Origin of the sequence: Maribellus luteus, from assembly GCF_003576475.1 — a bacterium.
Classification (GTDB): Bacteria; Bacteroidota; Bacteroidia; order Bacteroidales; family Prolixibacteraceae; genus Draconibacterium; species Draconibacterium luteum.
Genome location: NZ_QWGR01000004.1, coordinates 242,595 through 260,284, shown reverse-complemented (window position 1 = coordinate 260,284; position 17,690 = coordinate 242,595). Strand labels below are relative to the sequence as shown.

At 47.6% G+C, this 17,690-nt stretch carries 16 protein-coding genes; 6 read left to right on the top strand and 10 right to left on the bottom strand.

Annotated features, from left to right (window positions below; all coding sequences use genetic code 11):
* Positions 1 to 5: 5 nt before the first annotated feature.
* A complete protein-coding gene (locus D1614_RS09310; protein WP_119437641.1) occupies positions 6 to 614 on the bottom strand; it encodes a heparinase II/III family protein in 609 nt (202 codons plus the stop codon).
* A gap of 398 nt (positions 615 to 1,012) precedes the next feature.
* Between D1614_RS09310 and D1614_RS09305 the strand changes: the two genes are divergently transcribed.
* The 5 genes from D1614_RS09305 to D1614_RS09285 all read left to right on the top strand — a co-directional run bounded on the left by D1614_RS09305 (position 1,013) and on the right by D1614_RS09285 (position 6,168).
* Positions 1,013 to 1,927, top strand: coding sequence for a putative 2-dehydropantoate 2-reductase (locus D1614_RS09305; RefSeq protein WP_119437640.1), 915 nt, complete (start codon positions 1,013 to 1,015; stop codon positions 1,925 to 1,927).
* 150 nt (positions 1,928 to 2,077) lie between these two features.
* The gene (locus D1614_RS09300; RefSeq protein WP_119437639.1) at positions 2,078 to 2,683 is read left to right on the top strand and encodes a hypothetical protein; all 606 of its coding nucleotides are present in this window, start codon (positions 2,078 to 2,080) and stop codon (positions 2,681 to 2,683) included.
* A gap of 12 nt (positions 2,684 to 2,695) precedes the next feature.
* On the top strand, positions 2,696 to 4,021 hold the full coding sequence (locus D1614_RS09295) for a phage exclusion protein Lit family protein (RefSeq protein WP_119437638.1): 1,326 nt from the start codon (positions 2,696 to 2,698) through the stop codon (positions 4,019 to 4,021).
* A gap of 68 nt (positions 4,022 to 4,089) precedes the next feature.
* On the top strand, positions 4,090 to 5,658 hold the full coding sequence (locus D1614_RS09290) for a sulfatase (protein ID WP_119437637.1): 1,569 nt from the start codon (positions 4,090 to 4,092) through the stop codon (positions 5,656 to 5,658).
* A gap of 99 nt (positions 5,659 to 5,757) precedes the next feature.
* Entirely contained in the window at positions 5,758 to 6,168 is a 411-nt protein-coding gene (locus D1614_RS09285) for a DoxX family protein (protein WP_119437636.1), read from the top strand.
* Between the two features lie 110 nt (positions 6,169 to 6,278).
* Here the strand turns inward: D1614_RS09285 and D1614_RS09280 are convergent, their stop codons facing one another.
* From D1614_RS09280 to D1614_RS09250, 7 genes are all read right to left on the bottom strand, one after another.
* Positions 6,279 to 6,659 (bottom strand): hypothetical protein, encoded by a 381-nt coding sequence (locus D1614_RS09280; RefSeq protein WP_119437635.1) that lies wholly within the window; start codon positions 6,657 to 6,659, stop codon positions 6,279 to 6,281.
* Between the two features lie 206 nt (positions 6,660 to 6,865).
* Positions 6,866 to 7,378 (bottom strand): FMN-binding protein, encoded by a 513-nt coding sequence (locus tag D1614_RS09275; protein ID WP_119437634.1) that lies wholly within the window; start codon positions 7,376 to 7,378, stop codon positions 6,866 to 6,868.
* A gap of 11 nt (positions 7,379 to 7,389) precedes the next feature.
* Entirely contained in the window at positions 7,390 to 8,577 is a 1,188-nt protein-coding gene (locus D1614_RS09270; RefSeq protein ID WP_206609965.1) for a putative porin, read from the bottom strand.
* Positions 8,578 to 8,675: 98 nt separating this feature from the next.
* Positions 8,676 to 9,263 carry a helix-turn-helix transcriptional regulator gene (locus D1614_RS26415; protein WP_119437633.1) on the bottom strand — a complete coding sequence of 196 codons (588 nt, stop codon included), beginning with the start codon at positions 9,261 to 9,263 and terminating at the stop codon, positions 8,676 to 8,678.
* Positions 9,263 to 9,958: a hemerythrin domain-containing protein gene (locus D1614_RS09260; RefSeq protein WP_119437632.1), complete on the bottom strand. Its 696-nt coding sequence runs from the start codon at positions 9,956 to 9,958 to the stop codon at positions 9,263 to 9,265. The genes D1614_RS26415 and D1614_RS09260 overlap by 1 nt, the downstream gene beginning before the upstream one ends.
* A gap of 198 nt (positions 9,959 to 10,156) precedes the next feature.
* Positions 10,157 to 11,278 (bottom strand): mandelate racemase/muconate lactonizing enzyme family protein, encoded by a 1,122-nt coding sequence (locus D1614_RS09255; protein ID WP_119437631.1) that lies wholly within the window; start codon positions 11,276 to 11,278, stop codon positions 10,157 to 10,159.
* Between the two features lie 185 nt (positions 11,279 to 11,463).
* Entirely contained in the window at positions 11,464 to 13,617 is a 2,154-nt protein-coding gene (locus D1614_RS09250) for an ATP-binding protein (RefSeq protein ID WP_119437630.1), read from the bottom strand.
* Positions 13,618 to 14,094: 477 nt separating this feature from the next.
* Between D1614_RS09250 and D1614_RS09245 the strand changes: the two genes are divergently transcribed.
* Positions 14,095 to 14,889, top strand: a complete 795-nt coding sequence (locus tag D1614_RS09245; RefSeq protein WP_147384139.1) for a hypothetical protein — start codon at positions 14,095 to 14,097, stop codon at positions 14,887 to 14,889.
* Positions 14,890 to 15,358: 469 nt separating this feature from the next.
* Here the strand turns inward: D1614_RS09245 and D1614_RS09235 are convergent, their stop codons facing one another.
* Together D1614_RS09235 and D1614_RS09230 are read right to left on the bottom strand one after the other, a co-directional pair.
* On the bottom strand, positions 15,359 to 15,730 hold the full coding sequence (locus D1614_RS09235; RefSeq protein WP_119437627.1) for an endonuclease domain-containing protein: 372 nt from the start codon (positions 15,728 to 15,730) through the stop codon (positions 15,359 to 15,361).
* A 377-nt stretch (positions 15,731 to 16,107) separates the two neighbouring features.
* Positions 16,108 to 17,397, bottom strand: coding sequence for a citrate (Si)-synthase (locus D1614_RS09230; RefSeq protein WP_119437626.1), 1,290 nt, complete (start codon positions 17,395 to 17,397; stop codon positions 16,108 to 16,110).
* Positions 17,398 to 17,690 lie beyond the last annotated feature (293 nt).

Sequence of the window (17,690 nt, the reverse complement as noted above, 5' to 3'; positions counted from 1 at the left end):
AAAAATCACCAGTTACTTAATGTTTTGTCTAAAGGCAAGGCCTCGTTGGCATATTTATCAGGAACCAGCAATACTTCAAAACTCTTGGAAGTGTTTGCAGGAATTTCGCATTCAAAGCCCACCATAACCGTTCCCGGATTTTGCGCATCGTAGTCGTTGGTGGGAGCGGTGCTCCATGTTTTCATGGTCAGGTTTTGAAGACCTTCCACCCTCAGATACAATCTTTTATCACCAATGGCAAGTGTAGCAGACTTTTCTCCCAGCTCAACATCTGCAAAAGTGAAGATCGCCCACTTTATCTTAACTGCATTGCCAGGCGTCTCAATCTCATCACGAACCACCACGTATTTTTCGTCTTTGATAGCAACACCGCGAACTGCTTTTTTCAACAGATCTTTATAAACCGACGAGATATCGGAAACAGCAAACCTAAAATTTTCAGCATCCGAGAATTTATCAATTTTTGCATAGCCCGATACTTTCTGCAACTCATCGTTTACCGTTAAAACGTTGTGCGCATGATTGTTCATCCGGTAAATCGTCCAGCGTTGTGCATCCTGACTTCGTCCAAAAATCGACATCCCTTTTGACTCCAGCGATTCGTAGTTTTGCATTTTCAATCATTGCAAACTCAATTCACACAAAATCAATCACTTACCAACTAACATAACGTGTTGAATAAACTTTAATCCACACACATAAATGCAATCGATTGCATAAATTTATTATATTTTGAATGACTAGAATGTGTTAAACAACATATTTTGAGTAGAACGCCCTCTTATATAGTACCGGAAAAAGCTACCAATTATTCTACAGCAAGCATAAGTACATCAGTTACATTCGACATTTATATTATATCTCTCAAACGAGCAGCTTCAAAGAAGTCGCTTCTGTTTGAATCGGCTTTTTATCAAATCTTTTCGTTAACTCTTCTTTCCTGCTATCCCTTGTTTTACCCAAACGATTGCTTTCCGGCTATTTTTGAAATCAGTTTTTTAGAAAAGGTGTCATGGGATTAAAATATGCAGTTATCGGAACCGGGGCCATTGGGGGATTCTACGGAGGAAAGCTGGCCAAAGCCGGAAACGAAGTTCATTTCCTGTTCAGAAGCGATTTTGAGCAGGTTAAGAAAAACGGACTGCAAATTAACTCTGTAGACGGAGATTTTCTGTTAAATCCTGTTCATGCCTACCATTCAACCACCGACATGCCTGCATGCGATGTAATCCTGGTGGGCTTGAAAACGACGGCCAACCATCAGTTGGCATCACTTTTAAGACCGATTTTGCACGAAAACAGCCTGGTGGTTCTGATTCAAAACGGACTGGGTGTTGAAGAAAAGCTGGCCGCAGAATTACCCCACACCAACATTGCCGGCGGACTCGCATTTATTTGTGCACAGAAAAACAGCCCCGGTGTAATTTCTCATTTGGATTTGGGCCGCATCAACCTGGGCTTGTACCGCGGGAACAAAGAGCAATTGGAACAGGTTTGCACTGATTTTTGCAAGGCCGGGGTGGACGCCCACGTAGCCGAAAGCCTGGGATATGCCCGGTGGCACAAACTGGTTTGGAATGTTCCTTTTAACGGGATGTGCGTTGTTCTGAATTCCAACACCGACCGCCTGCTGGAAAATGAATCGATTCGTGAACTGTCGCACGAAATGATGCAGGAAGTGGTGGAAGCCGCCCAAAAATGCGGGTATAACCTCGACAACGATCTGCCGCATAAAATGATCAACATGACCATGAAAATGGAGCCTTATGCACCCAGCATGAAACTCGATTTCGACAACAAACGCACACTGGAAGTGGAAGCCATTTATTCGGCACCCGTAAAAGCCGCCCAAAAAGCCGGGTACAAAATGAAAAAAGTAGCTATGCTGGAACAACAGCTAAAATTTATCAACGCGCGGCTTTCATAAGAAGAAAAGCTTCTTCATCTTTTACACCCCTGATTCGACAACATCCTGCTCACAACAGGTTCAGCAGCTTGTATTGTTTTCAGAACCAATAATTCGTAACTTGTTGGAAACGGGTCAATTGATTGTCCTAAAACCCATTAGATCAAAGTTATGGATACCAATGAACTTCTTATTCGAAAACGTGCGCACGAACGTCTGCTGGCCTTGGGCATTGCAGTAATTTGCATCATCCTCGGTTTTTTGTTGTTCCTGTTTGCCCCCGATGCACCGGCTGAAGGAACCGCCAACCTCGAATGGGCCAACAAAAAATTTATGATGGCCAACGTGGGACCGGGTGTGTTCTTTGCACTTTTTGGTGCGGTGATTACGGTTTATTCGATCGTCACGCAAGCAAAAACACAGAAAACTGTCACCAATAATAATGGTCAACAAACGGAAACTACAACCACTTTTCAGTTTCTTCAGAAAGCAGACAGGCAATCGGAGGCTTCGATCAACATTAGAGCCAACTACCAGAAAGACTTTCGGACGTATTCGCGTATTTTGGATAAACTGAATTCCGGGGAACCGGTTCCGAATAATCTAAGGCTCGAATTTGAAACTGCATTAAACAACACCCGGCAATCGCTGATGGCTTCGGTTTGGGACGAACAGTGGGGCGAATACCCCGACTTTGACAACTGGCTCAAGCGAGGCTGCCCGGAGCCGGTTCCAGATGAAATTCTGGAGGCAGCCAAATTCTTTCAGGGAAAATAAAATCATTCAGCCATGAAAAACAATTACTCCAACATTTACCCCGATCCTGTATTGCAATACTACGCCACCCGGTACCCCGATAATATCCGGTGGAACTTTAATAACCTGATGCTGGCAAAACTTTATGCGCCCGAACGCTTCAATGCGTTTGGTGTACGACTGGAAATTCCGCTCAAGCCACATCCGCAATTCTCTGACACTCCATTTTCGTTTTATGCCGATGTGCAGAACAAGGTTATTTATGCTCCCATCTCGTCGGTTAAATTTATCGACGATCTTTCGGTAGCTTCGGCCTGGCTCGAACGAAACGGCTACAGCCAGGAAACACTGGTAGATTATCTTTCGGTGCTGAAATACGGTTTGAACCGCTTTCCTGCCGGGCAGATTCCCGATCCGATCAAAGCGCTGCATGTTCCGGAAAAAGCTTGGGAAAGCGACCAGTGGGTGGACGATGTTTCGCAGAAACTGCTCAAATCCATTATTGTGTGGATACTCGGTCACGAGCTGGGGCACATCGTTTTTCAACACCCTTCCTACGACAGTGTTTCGTTTGAAACTTCGCAAAAATACGAGCAGCAGGCCGATGCTTTTGCAACCGATATGTTCCGGAGAATTGGAACCATGCCGGGAGGAATGATCTTGCTGTTTACGCTTTTTACCAACTTCTTTGGTCATCGGGGCGATTTTACCAACCAGGGTGATTGGGAAAACTACCTGCGCACCTCCACTCATCCGGTCTCTTCTGACCGCTTAAAAGTAATCGCCAATGAACTGATCCTGGATCCGGAGTCGTTTGTGGGCGCTGAACCTGATTTTTACAAATCGGCACAACTGACCAAAGGCATCGGTTTGGAAGCCCAAAAAATAGCCGAAATCATCGAAGCCCCCGAGATGCAAACCTTTCTTACCGGGCATGCGCTGGCCATCGATCTTTCTTCGCTTTATCCACGACGCCCGGGCGAAAATGCAATTACCGAATCAGAATATTCAGATGCAGTATTTTCAGACTTGCCTTTTTCCGGTTTGTACAAGGGGGAACACGAACGTCAGTTAAAAAACGGTGAAAAAGAAGCACTTGCCTCCACCGCCGTATTCTACCGGAAAGGAAACCGGGTGAACGGCCGTTTTAGTTTTGGCGTGGGAGTAGCCGAACTTCAGGGTTTAATTGAGAACGACGCACTGCACTACAACTGGACCTGGGGAAAAACCAGCGGCAGAGGCATTTTAAAAGCCAAAGGTTCTTCTTTTTCAGGAACCTGGGGCTACGACGACCAAACCAGTGGTGGCGGAACCTGGACTGGCATGCGCTCCAACCAAAGCCTGAGTCATAAAAACTAAAAAGAATCCATTTTTTTAGATCACAATTCACTTTCTTTGTCAGTAAAGGACTCAAAAAAACTTTACTTATGACGATTCATACTTCGGTCCAAAGGGCAATCAGCTTATTTATCGTGCTGATTTCTTTTGCTTTGGCAAACAGTTGTACAACTTCCGATCAACAAAAAGAGACTCAAAACAAACCCAATATCATCATGTTTATGGTAGACGATATGGGTTGGCAGGATACCTCTGTTCCTTTCTGGACCGAAGAGACCGAATTTAACCGGCGCTACCATACTCCGGCCATGGAGAAACTGGCCGATGGTGGAATGATGTTTACCCAGGCCTATGCCAGTTCAGTATGCTCACCCACCCGTGTGAGCCTGATGAGTGGCATGAATGCTGCCCGCCACCGCGTCACCAACTGGACACTCAGAAGAAACCAGTCGGTGGATTCTGAACACCCGGTGCTTAGCTATCCTCAATGGAGTGTAAACGGCATTCAACCGGTAGATTCCATCGAAAATGCCACTTATGCAACATTGCTGCCTCAGCTATTACTCGACAACGGTTATTTTACCATCCATTGCGGGAAAGCGCACTTTGGCGCCATGACCACGCCGGCGGCCGATCCGTTGAATTGCGGGTTTGATGTAAACATTGCCGGGCATGCCGCGGGCGGTCCCGGAAGTTATTACGGTAGCGAAAACTTTGGCAACAAGGAAAAAGGAGGCCACTCCGAACCCTGGGGGATTCCGGGATTGGAAAAGTACCACGGCGACAGCATTTTTCTAACCGAGGCACTAACGCTGGAAGCCATCCATGCATTGGATTCTGCCCGCGATTCGAATCAACCTTTTTACTTATACATGTCGCATTATGCGGTACATGTTCCCTTGTATGCCGATAAGCGGTTTTACCAAAAATACCTGGATGCAGGCTTAACCGATGCCGAAGCTCGCTATGCTTCGATGGTGGAAGGCATGGACAAAAGCCTCGGAGACCTGATGAACTACCTAGATGAAAATGACTTGACAGAAAATACGATCATCCTTTTTATGTCCGACAACGGAGGATTCAGCCTTAAACCCAGGGAAGCCGTGCATGCCAGCAACAAACCGCTTAACAGCGGAAAAGGCTCGGCTTACGAAGGCGGAATCCGCGAACCGATGATCGTAAAATGGCCGGGAGTGGTTCAACCAAAAACCAAGACCGATAAAATGGTCATTATCGAGGATTTCTTCCCGACCATTCTTGAAATGGCAGGAGTTAGCAACTATCAAACCGTACAAACGGTGGATGGGATGAGCTTTGTGCCGGTGCTGAAAAACGACGCACCCAACAACGAAAACCGCGATCTTTTCTGGAATTTCCCCAACAACTGGGGCCCAAGCGGACCGGGAATCGGGGCGACCTGTACCATCCGGAGCGGCGACTGGAAACTGATCTATTATTATGCCGACCAGCGCTTTGAATTATTCAACATCAGTGAAGACATTGGGGAACTGAATAACCTGGCAGAACAGCAACCCGCTAAAGTAAAGGAACTGGCTGTGAAATTGGGCGAATACCTCAGAAGCGTGGACGCACAACGACCGCTTTTTAAAGCAAGCAAGCAACCTGTGCCCTGGCCCGATGAAACAAATTTATTTTGAACACAACTTCAAAAAATCGGTGATTGTAACGCTGTTTCTACCAACAAATCTTTTTTATGATTGTTAAGTGGGGTAATTAATCATTCATAATTACAAGCCATGAAGAAGATTTTTTCAACCCGATTACACCCGTCTGCCACCCACTTTTCCTTACTGATCCTTCGCGTGGGAACAGGAGCTTTTATGCTCACCCACGGCTATCCGAAACTTCAGCGTTTGCTGTCCGGAGAATTTCAGTTTGCCGATCCGTTTGGACTCGGCCCCGGCATTTCACTTGGACTCACAGTTTTTGCTGAATTCTTCTGTTCTATTTTGCTGATTTTGGGACTTGGAACACGGCTCGCAACCATTCCGCTGATTGTGACCATGTCGGTAGCAGCGTTTATTGCTCACGGTGCCGATCCGTTTGCACGCAAGGAGATGGCTTTGTTATACCTGCTTAGTTTTGTGGTGCTTTTGTTCTCCGGACCGGGCAAAATTTCAGCCGATCAATTGCTGGGCAAACGATAATAGAAAGCTGCAACATCCTCGTTGTGAGAGATGAAGTCTAAGATTTCCTATAGCTTATTAATGTTTGGTCTTGATTTTCATCTTGATTGAATCAAGAGCGAAAATGTGCATTATCCCAGCATCACCAGCAAACCGCCGGTAATAAAGGCTAGCACCCACCACAAATAAGCATAACGCGAATAAAGATGAATCTTCTTCGGAATGCGGTTGTACAGGCCTTCTTTGATACGTATCCGCCACAGTAAAACCGCATCGGTGAACATACCCGCCAGAGCCAGGTAACCCAGAATTCCGTGGAGTGTAAAAGCCCCTTCTGATGATCCGAGGATCATATAAACGGTTGCGGTAATGTCGAGAACAACACCTAAAGTGATAAAAAACAAGATGGATTTTGTGAGAAGTCGTTTGCGATGTTCCCGGTAAATACCTAAAGAATAGGCTAAAAAGGCGAAAAGCACCACAATGGTTCCAATACGGAGCAGTGTACTCATAAAATGACTGTTAAAGGGCGTTGAAATTAACAGAAATTATGAGATTTCACATAATATCTCCACGCAAGAAGTCAAACAACCTGGGCACAGCAATGCCCTCTTCTGCTTAAGAAACTATCCCCCAGAAGATTATAAGCCCACAATTCTACCAACAAATATGTGGCTTCTTCCGCCCTGTTTGGGCAGAAAATACCCAACCCCCGGTTTTACTTCTTTACCAGGGAGGTTTGAAGCAACTGAATAACCTCGGGAATATCGCGGGTTATGGACATGGCCGAACGTGTTGCACCCGAAATCGCGGAAATATCTTCTCCATAGATCAGGCGACCACCCGAGTAAGCTTCAAATTGCGAAAGCCATTTGCGCGAGGCGATTTCACCACCGTGCTCCGACCGGTACCTCAGCAAACTCACCGATTGTATTGTTCCTTCCTTGTCCGTGATAATCAGGTAATCAAACAGATCGTAGCGCCCCTTTGATTCGGTAAAAACCGCAAAAAAGGTGGCCGGTTTATGATCGTATTTGAACCGGTAAGCCACGGTTCTCCGCCCGTTTTTAACCTGTGCAGTTAAATCAAAGCGCTCTAAAACCTCCACATCCTTGGTCTTCAGGTTCTTTTCAAGTTGCCCGACGGCTTTCTCCTCCGGGTAAAAATCTGCTGCCGGGTCATTGACACCGGCAACAGTTATAAAGCATACAAAAATTAAGATACGTAACATGTTTCAATCGTTTAGAACCAGATTCCGATTCCCATATTAAACTGGCCTCCAGCACTTCCGGCAGCGGTATCAAAAAACTGATAATCGGCTTTCAGCACAGCCCCTGTGGCCAGCCACCAACCCGCGCCAATGGTAACATCGGTACGGTCGAAAGACTTATTTTCAGCCAGACTTCCGGCTGTTTTCGCATGTGTGTTGTAACGCTCGTAGCGCACAAACGGAACCAGTCGTTGCCCGTTCTGAATGCCGTGGAAAACATCGTAACCGGCTTCGAGGTACCAGCCCAGCATCTGGCTTCCCAGATCAGCACCCGTAAAATCGTTGTACTCTGCGGTATTGGAAACATTTGCCACATTAAACTGACCACGTGCCTCAAAACCACCGTTCCGGTAACGGGCGTCCAAACCAAGCATGGCGATGTTAATGACCGAAGAATCAGCCTGTGCAAGTGCCATATCATCGTCTTTGTCCAGTCCGTCGTAAAGGCTCGACTGCGATTTTCCCAGGTAAGTGCTGGCTCCCAGCTTTAGGCCGCGAATGCCATAATAATCAACACGGGCAGCCACTGTTGGCGAACTCATAAACGATTCGGCTCCTTTTTGCCTTCCTTTCCGGAAGCCGTCAGAACCACGAAACTTACCCGCTCCGTCGTAACCGTTAAAGCCGTTCATCACATACAGCTGGTATTTCATCGAAGCCTGGTCGAAACGGCCGGCAAATCCCAGTCCGATTTCACGCCAGGTGGTGGGCACAATTTTGCTGTCGAGGTTGGTACGCTCCACTCCGTTGTATGTGGGAGGTTCGTGGTATTCGTTCTGAATTCCCATCGGCACCAGCATCAAACCGCCACGCAGGTTCAGCCAGGGCAAAAACTCGTGATTCATAAATGCCTGCTCCACATACACTTCCTGTACATGCTCCAGCTCAATTTCGCTCACGAAACTGGTTTTCTCATTAAAACGATAGCCAAAGAGCAGCACCAGGCGATGGATATCCAGCGTGGAATTTCGTCGCTCACCGTCTACAACCGGCTGGTTGAAATCGATTTGTGCATACCCCCCGATCGACAGGTTCGATCCTGAATTCAACAGGGATTCGGCAGCATTAAATTCGGAGCTATTATCGGTATTTTGGGCCATAGCGGCAACACTAAAAAACAACAGCGTTGCCATTAAAATAGTCTTTGTATTTCTTTTCATAACAATAGAGTGATTTATTCGGGGGCAAAATTATTTTGAACGATTCAAAATAATATCCCAACATGTAGGGATTTTTTGGAGGGCGCCAGTGAATTTTTTTACGACAAATGGTCAGCCGAAATATCGGTGGGAGCCACTATTTTCTGGATAATGGCATAAACGGTAAGCCCAGGGATGGACTTGATACCCAGCTTTTCAGTAATGTTTTTCCGGTGCGAGATAACCGTGTGCGTACTGATAAAAAGACTCTCGGCAATGGCTTTGTTGGTGTTTCCAAGGGCGATCAAACGCAGTACTTCTTTTTCGCGGGCGGTAAGTTCGTCGTTCAACGCCGCATCTTCCTGTTCAAAAAAACGTTCGACTGCTTTTCGCAGTTGCCGGGCGGGTGTATCCAGCGGCAGCACTTTGTCAAACGTATCCTGGTTGTATTTTTCATTTTCGCTGGAAACAATCCCGATCAGCAGGTGCTCGCCAATCCGGGTTCGTAACTCCAGCAAATCGCCTGTACACTCACAGTTGGCCGGAACAATCAGCAAAAGCTTTGCTACCGATGCATAATCCTGCAAACGCACTTCCGGGAAAGTTGCGACGCTAACGATCCGGGCCCCCTGAAAGTCTTCAAGTGCCGAAACCAGCCCGCGGCGAACCAGCTCTGCCGGATAGATAATGATCACAGTCTGTCCCATTACTCCGCGGTTTTCATCAGATGCAAAACGTGTGGAATCAGAATGGCATCTTCCATTCGCGAATGGTCGTGCATGTCTTTCTCAAACCGGTATATTTCCTCCATCAGTTTGTTACACACCCACTCATCGTATTCCGGAACCAGGTATTTCAGAATCAGTTTCTTCAGGTCGTTCAACTCGAAATCCACGTGCTCGTGTTCCTTTTCAAAATTGAAATCAAAATTCCGGTGCTCTACCTCCTGCGGCTTTAAAACCAGCATTTCTACGTACGGAAAAATCGTTTCCTCTTCCTCTTTCAGATGTTCGAGTAACTTTCGCTTGTAAGCCAGGTAAAAGGTCTCGATCATTTTCATTTCACTGTTTTGCTGCGGGGTACTCAACAAAAGCTGGTGAATCAGTTCTTCGATCTGTGGCAAAGAAAAGCCCACATAGTAGGCATGTGTCTTTTTGAGATAGTCAACGATCAGCAAAGGCGAAAAGGAAAGCAATTGCGCCTTTGGAAAATAATTTTTGTTGTGAAAGGTGTTCACAATTGCCAAAAAGAAATCGGTGTTGACCCCGTAAACAGAGCAAAGCTCTTCCACGGTTTTATTGCCAAATCCCAACCTGATTCCAAAGCGGTGAATCACCGGCAATAAACTGTGGTTGTTTTGCACCAGGTGCACCATTTTGTCCGTCTTCGTAAATTCCAGCATGGTTGTTCTGCTTTAATAAAAACTTTGCATCAAGATGCTTCCTTTCTGATAGCTACCTAAGCAACAACAAGCACGAACAAAAGTTTTAAGCTAACGAATTTTCAACCGACGCATTTTCAAATGCGGGTTTAGAGTCCGGGGAAACAGCTACAAGCCACAAGCAGCAAGCTTCACGTAAAAAAACAGTGATAATCACGACTAGGAAAACACCGCCGAAACCTGCTTTTTCAGAAATCCGGGATCCACGCTTAATCCCAGCCCCGGCGCTTCCGGCACAGTAACCTTGCCGTTTTCGCCGTACGAGATTCCCCCGATCACCGGATCTTCTTCCAGCATCAGTGGCGTATCAAAATCGTTGAAAACAATGGTTTTCCCGGCCAGTGCAAAATGTGCCGAAGCGGTGAAACCCAGCCGCGATTCCAGGAAACCGCCGACCTGCAAAGGCATGTTTGCCTCTTCAGCAAGTTCTTTGATTTTTAAGGCCTTGAAAATGCCCGCCGATTTTCCCAGTTTGATGTTAAACATGTCGCAAGCTTCCAGGTCAATCAGGCGCCTGGCATCGTTGTGGTCGCAACACGATTCGTCGCCCATCACCGGTATCCCCGACTGCTGCCTTACCTTTCGCAGGTCCATAAAATCCCAGCGCGGAATAGGCTCTTCGCAAAACTGGATGTTGTGCGGTTCGAGTGCCTGCAAAACACGGATGGCCTCATCGGTTCCCCACCCCTGGTTGGCGTCTAAACGCAACGGAATCTCATTTCCGATGGCTTCCCGTATCGCGCGAATCCGTTCAATATCCCGCTCGCCGTTCTCTCCCAGTTTTACTTTGATCACCTGGTATCCGGCAGCTTTGATCTTTAGTGCATCGCTCACCATCTTCTCCCGGCTGCCCAGGCTTACCGTGTAATCGGTTACCAGTTGCCGGGTATTGTCGCCCCCGAGGTATTTGTACAAAGGAACGCCTGCCTGTTGGGCGGCTATGTCGTACAGCGCGATATCAAAGGCACTTTTTACACTCGAATTTCCAAAGATAACACGGTCCATGGCAGCCGAACAGGCCGCAATGTCCAGCGGATTCTGCCCCAGCAGCATTTGCGCCAGGTATTTCGAAACCACAAAAGCCGTTTCCATGCTTTCGCCGTTAATGGTCATAAACGGGCTGCACTCACCAAAGCCAGCAATCCCTTCACGGGTGCGGATCACAACCATGAGGTTCTGGGCATATGCCAAGGGCCCCAGCGAAATAACAAAGGGTTCTTTTAGTTTGATCGGCGACTGGTATACTTCAATCCGGTCGATGGTGAGTTGTTCTTCTTTCATATGCAATGCGGCTTCCAAGCGTTTAACGGAAAGCGTTTACAATGTTATAAAAAACACCTCGCATCAAGCACTCTGACGTCCAATTTTTTATGTTAATACTTGTTGATTGGCGAGCCGCGCTGTTGTCGCACCCGACAAAGCTTTGGTTACGCCGGTTGCCCGCTCTTTCGGAAGCCGAATTACATTCAGGCTCCGGGCGCTGTTGCCGGAAGAGTAAACGAAACGGTGGTACCTTTCTCCTGCTCGCTTTCAATCGAGATACTTCCCCGGTTTTTCTCGATAAAATCCTTTACCAGGATCAAGCCCAGGCCGGTACTCATTTCATTTTCGGTACCGTGGGTGTGGTACGAATTGCTGATATCAAAAATACTGGCAAGTTTCGACTTTTCAATTCCCACACCGGTATCCGCTATACGAACCAGAACGGCGTTACTCCGGCTCATTTCCGGATGAATACTTACATGCCCTCCCCTGCGCGTAAACTTGATGGCGTTGCTAAGCACGTTGCGCAAAATGGTCTGCAGCATATTCCGGTCGGCAAAAACCACCAGGTCCTGTTCCCGCTCAAAACGAATGTCAATTTCTTTGTGTTCGGCCATTTGCGACAACCCCTTCACCACGCTGTCGATACAATCAGTAAGGCTCAACCTTTCCGGACGGTATTCTATTTTTTCGGATTGCGATTGCGCCCATATCAGCAGGTTCTCCAGTAACTGGCTTACATTTTCGGAAGATTGGCACAGGATGGCTACCATCTCCCTTAGTTCTTGCTGGCTAAATTGATCAAAATGAGAGTTCAGGTGCTGCAAAAAAGAAGTCAGCGACCCGGTAGGCCCGCGCAGGTCGTGCGAAATAATCGCAAAAAACCGGTCTTTGGCAGCATTGGCTTCAAACAGCTCGCGGTTGGTGTATCTCAGTTTCCGGTAAAACCAAAGGATTACCCCGGCAATCAGAAAGGCCAGCACAACCGCGCTAAGCATAAAGTTTCGGATGATCCGTTGTTCCCGGATACTTAACTCGTTGATTTTGTTTTGCTTTTCCAGTTCGGCAATCTGGTTGTTCTTTTGGTCGATCTCATACATAGCCGACAACTGGCTGGCTTTGATGTTTCCGCCTCCTGCCAGAATCAGGTCCTGGATCCGGATTTGCTTGTTCTGGCAATCAATGGCACTTTTAAGATCGCCCATATCCAGGTAGGCCCGGGTCAGTTTCCCGTAAATATCAAGCTGAATTTTTTTCTGGTCGTTCGTAATGGCCAGCTCCAAGCCTTTTTTAATGATTTCAATCCCTTCTTCCACCTGTCCCTGCCCGATCAAACTCAAACCCAGGTATTCAAAAATAACCGAAGAACTCAGCACTTCGTTTAGCCCTTCTTTCATCTCCACCGCGGTTCTTAAATTGCTTTCCGCCAACTGGTAATTTCCGAGTGAATATTCGAGTATTCCCAGGTCTTTATATACGTTCGACATGCCAAACTTCGATCCTTTTTCCGCATAGATCTTTCGGGTATTCTCGATGTTGTTACGTGCCTCGTCGTACTCTTCCGAAGCGATGTTAAGCAAGGCAATCTGGGCATAGCAAATCGCCAATCCCCCTTCGTCGCCATCAATTTTTGACAGCTTTTTGTACAATTCCAGCGACTTCTCAAAGTACTCCAGCGCTTCTTTCTGAAGTCCCAGATCGGCATAGGTACGGCCCAAGAGGTAGTCGGCCCACGCACTTCCTTCGGTAAACCCGGCTTTTTCGTAGTTCAACTCCGACTTAATGATGTATTCGATGGCGCGGTCGTACAAACCGTTCATCCGGAAGATGGTTCCCATCATGGAGTAAGCCGAGCCCAGCGTTTTGTAATTATCGGATAAGCGACATGCCTGAACCGCTTCGTTAAACGATTTCAACGCGCCAATTTCATCGCTCAAAAAATGGTAGTTGGTTCCCATCCGGTACAGGATTTCCCCTTTGTACCAGGTGTCGTTTAGTTCGGTGGCCAGTACCAAAGCGGTGTCCATAAAAGCCTGCGACGCTTCGTAACGTTCCTTTTCAAGAAGTACCCTGCCCTGTACATAACAGGCTTTCATCAACAGCGCTTGGTTTCCCGACTCTTTGGCGGCCAGTAAAGCGGCATCCGCCAGTTGCTGAGCCTCCGGCTTGTCGGTCCCCACTTTTAGCAAGGCCAGTTCCAGTTGAGCCTCCACTGCATGCTCGCCCGATTTTGATTCAATTTCTTTCCGCAGGCTGTCTATTCTGGACTCATACCGGGCCTGCTCATTGGCGTACAAAGAAAAGGCCTGCATACAAAAAAGTACCAGGAAACAGTACTGCCACGCAATTCTTTTCATTAACCCTATCTTTTTGAATTTCCCCGTGTGCTTCTATCTTTTAATAGAGCTGAAAATTAGTATTTTTTTGAAAAACACCGCATCTATTCCTGTAAATCAATCTTCTTAAGTACATTCTTCAACAGGCTTATTTGCACGTTACACGCAGAAAGCAAACGGTACTAAGCCATTCAACATAATCCCCGCGAATAAGTTTAAAATGAAACATCATTCCGATAAATATATAGAAGGGGGAACAACGGGGACCTACACAAAGATCCCTCAAATCCCTGTTCATTTTTCCGGAAACAGACACCCATAAACGCAGCTTTGACAATGCCTGCGACGATAAAGTGCCCCTCTCGAAAAAAAGAAACCTTTTGGTATTAAAATAATGAAAGCGCTTTTGCGTTTGCCTATACACAACCTGAGATTCAGGGGAGAATACAAGGAAAACCCGTGGCTAGCCACGAAAAATTATTTGATTAAAAAAGAAGTATGAGAAGAATGAAAAATGCAACGCTTGTTTTTTTGGCCCTTGCCATGGTGTTTACCGCCTGCCAGAAAGACGACAGTAAAAACGACGGAACTTCTGAATTTGGTGTTCAGTTTGAAGCATTGAATCCGCGCTTTGCACTCCCTGTTCAGGGAACGCTTAAATCGGCCGCGGTAGAAACTGATTCCATTGTCTGGGATACGGCTCATTTACTGGTATCCACCATTAAGTTTGAAGCTGAATTAAAAAGCCAGCTCACCGACGAAGACTCGATCGAAATCGAATACAAATGGCACGGCTCGGAGTGGGTCGACCTGCTGAACAACGAACTTACGCTTGGTAATTTTGTGCTTTCGCCCGGAACTTACGACGAGATTGAACTCAAAATTGAAGGGAAGAAAGAAGATGCGGGCGGCGACCCTGTGTTTTTCCTTGGCGGAACCTACAAAAACGATGCAGGTAGCTGGCCTATAGAAGTGCGCGTAACAAAAGATGTCTACTTCAAAACTGAAAAGGAAAACGTGGAAGTGACCGACGAAGGCATCGATGTTACTTCGGTGATACAAATGTACCTCGACCAGCTGATGGCAGACGTGGACCCGGCCGACCTCGACAATGCCGACCCAACCGATGGGGTGATTGTGATCTCGGCCAACAGCAACCCGGAGATTTACCAGGTGGTGGTTAGCAACCTCGCGCACGACTGCCGTACCCGCTACAAACACAAACACCACGGCGACGATGATGACCACGATGGCTACGACGACGACCATGGGAACGGCCACGACGATGATTAAACAGCCAGCATCATAAGGGAACCCGTTCCCGGAAGCAGCCACTTGTCTTGACAAAAGGAATAAAACCCGAAGTTGATACAGGTGGCTGTTTCTTTTTTGAATATCGATTTGCAACTCAAAAAAGACAGTTTCCCCTCCCAAAAACCAATTTTCCAAGTTCTTTCCCCCGTTTGGGAGAAATGTCAGCGTAAGGCTTTAGCGAGGATGACAAAGGGGGTTGAGGATGTCAGCGAATCCTCGTGGACGGAGTTGTACAACTTCCTTCCTCCAATCCAAATCACTTAAAATCACCACCTCCCACAGCCTTCGCATACTCCGACTGCGTACTCCTCCTCGCAGGAGGAGAAATGTTCCTAATAATAAAATCTAATCGTAAAAATGATAGTTTCCCCTCCTCCCAGGAGGGGTGTCAGCGACGCTAAACTTGCCATATAAAAACAAACATCAATTCGCTGACGGGGTGGTCAACTCATTTTCCCGTCCGCTTCTTCTCCCCAAATTCCAGAATATCTTGCCGAATCACTTCTGGATATTCAAAAACCCAGCGATTTTCATACCGCAAGACAGTTATTCCCCAACCCTTCAACTTTTCGTCGCGGTCCTCATCACGCATAATGTTCTGAATGTCGGCATGCGGCTCTCCGTCCAATTCAATTGCCAGCTGAAGCTCATTACAGAAAAAGTCAACGATGTATTTTCCGATGGAATGCTGCCGTCTAAACTTATGTCCGCCCACCTGCCGGTGTTTCAGCAGATCCCAGCAAGCTGCCTCCGCCGAAGTGGAATGATTGCGGAGATGTTTCCGTATTTTCTTCAGGTATGTCCGGTTGTGGAGTTTCATAGCTTAAAGTTATGGAAAATGAACTGTTTATACTTCATCGGCTACTCATTACCTACTCTCCCTGGCAATATCCTCTAATAGAAAGGCCAGTTTCCCCTCCCAAAAACCAATCTTCCAAATTCTTTCCCCCATTTGGGGGAAATGTCAGCGTATGGCTTTAGCGAGGCCGACAAAGGGGGTTAAGGGAGCAGCGACACTAAACTAGCCATATAAAACAAACTCCAATTCGCTGACGGGGTGGTACTGCTCTTTTTCCATTCCCCACCTACTTATCCAACAAAACGAATACAACCACCTCCCACTGACCTCATTCCCATCGGTCAGCGTACTCCTCCTGACAGGAGGAGAAAGGTTCCTGATTATACCTCTGCTCACTTTTACTCCGCCCGCTCCAGCGCATCCATCAACCATTTGTTGGTAACACTTTTGGGCCGGATAATGGGCTGGTTCAGTCCCAAGGCGATAATGCTTTGCGCACAGAAACCAAAGGTGCGCGAAATCCCAAACATCACGGTATAGAAATCAAAATGACTGATCCCGAACTGGTACAACAGCGTTCCCGAGATCGCATCCACATTGGGGTAAGGGTTGGCCACCTTTCCTTCCTTGTAGGTTTTCAGGATGTTGGGCACCACGTAGTACAGTTTCTTGACGGTTTGCAGGAAGGGCGAATTCGGACAATGGCGGTTCCCAAACTCCATAAAAGCCGTAAACCGCGGATCGGTCACCCGAAGCACCGCATGCCCGTAGCCCGGAATGACCCGCCCGGCATCGAGCTCTTCCCTCACAAAAGCGTCGAGCTGATCGGTTCCTGGCGATTCGCCAAAACGTTCGTGAATACCGCGGATAAACCGCAGGCACACCTGGTTGGCCAGTCCGTGAAGCGGCCCCGCCAGCCCGTTCAGACCCGCCGAAGTGGCATAGTAAAGGTTCGACAGCGCCGAGTTCACCACCCGCGAGGTAAACGCGCTCACATTGCCGCCTTCGTGGTCGCAGTGCAGCACCATGTACAGCCGCACCAGTTCGGCAAACGAAAGCTCGGGATTCACGCCCAGCATATGCGCCAGGTTACTCCCCCAATCGAGCGAGGGATGGTAATCCATGGGCTCTTCCCGCAAGAGGTGGATACGGTAGATCGCCGCAGCAAGGGCCGGCAGTTTTGCGAGCAGGCTCACGGCATCTTCCAGCATGTATTCCCAGTACTCCGACTTGCCCAGTTCGCCCGCTTCGTACTTTTGTTTAAACACCGACTCTCCTTCGAGGGCCAGCACACACAGGCTAAACATGGTCATGGGGTGCAGGTGGCGCGGAAGCTGCCGGATAAAGGTCCACAGGTAGTCCGGAAGTTCGGCCCGGAAAGCAAGTTCCTCCTGCAGTTCGGCCAGTTCGGTTTCGTTGGGAAATTTTCCCGCACACAGCAGGTAAAAGATCTCTTCGGGCAGCTTGTCTTCAAACTCGGGAATCGCATAATCGCTGATAAACAAACCGCGGTACGGGTCAACATACGAGGTGTTGCACACCAGGGCGGTAAGTCCGCGCATGCCCCCCAGCAGTTGTTTTACGCTTACTTCTCCCACCACCGTTTTGCCGTGCTCCCGAAGCATCCAGGCAATCTCCATGCCCAGGTAGTCGATCCGTTTTTTGACGTTGTTCTTGAATTGTTCCATGGCTGGTATGATTTAAAACCGGGTAATCGTTGTTATGTGTTTTTACTGTGTTGACGCAGCCAGGGTTTCAATGGAAGAAAAGCTGTGAGCGATGAGCTGCGAGCCACGAGCCAGGAAAAGAATCCCGATTGTTGATGAACGAATGTCGGTTGCAGATTTCAGCACCCCTGCAAACCGAGACTGGCATCATCGGGTATTATGCCTTCACTCAATCCTTCCGTCCTTCAATCCCTCAGCATTAGGTATCCGGGAATTCAGATTGCTTCTCCCGATACCTCGGGATCGCAATGACG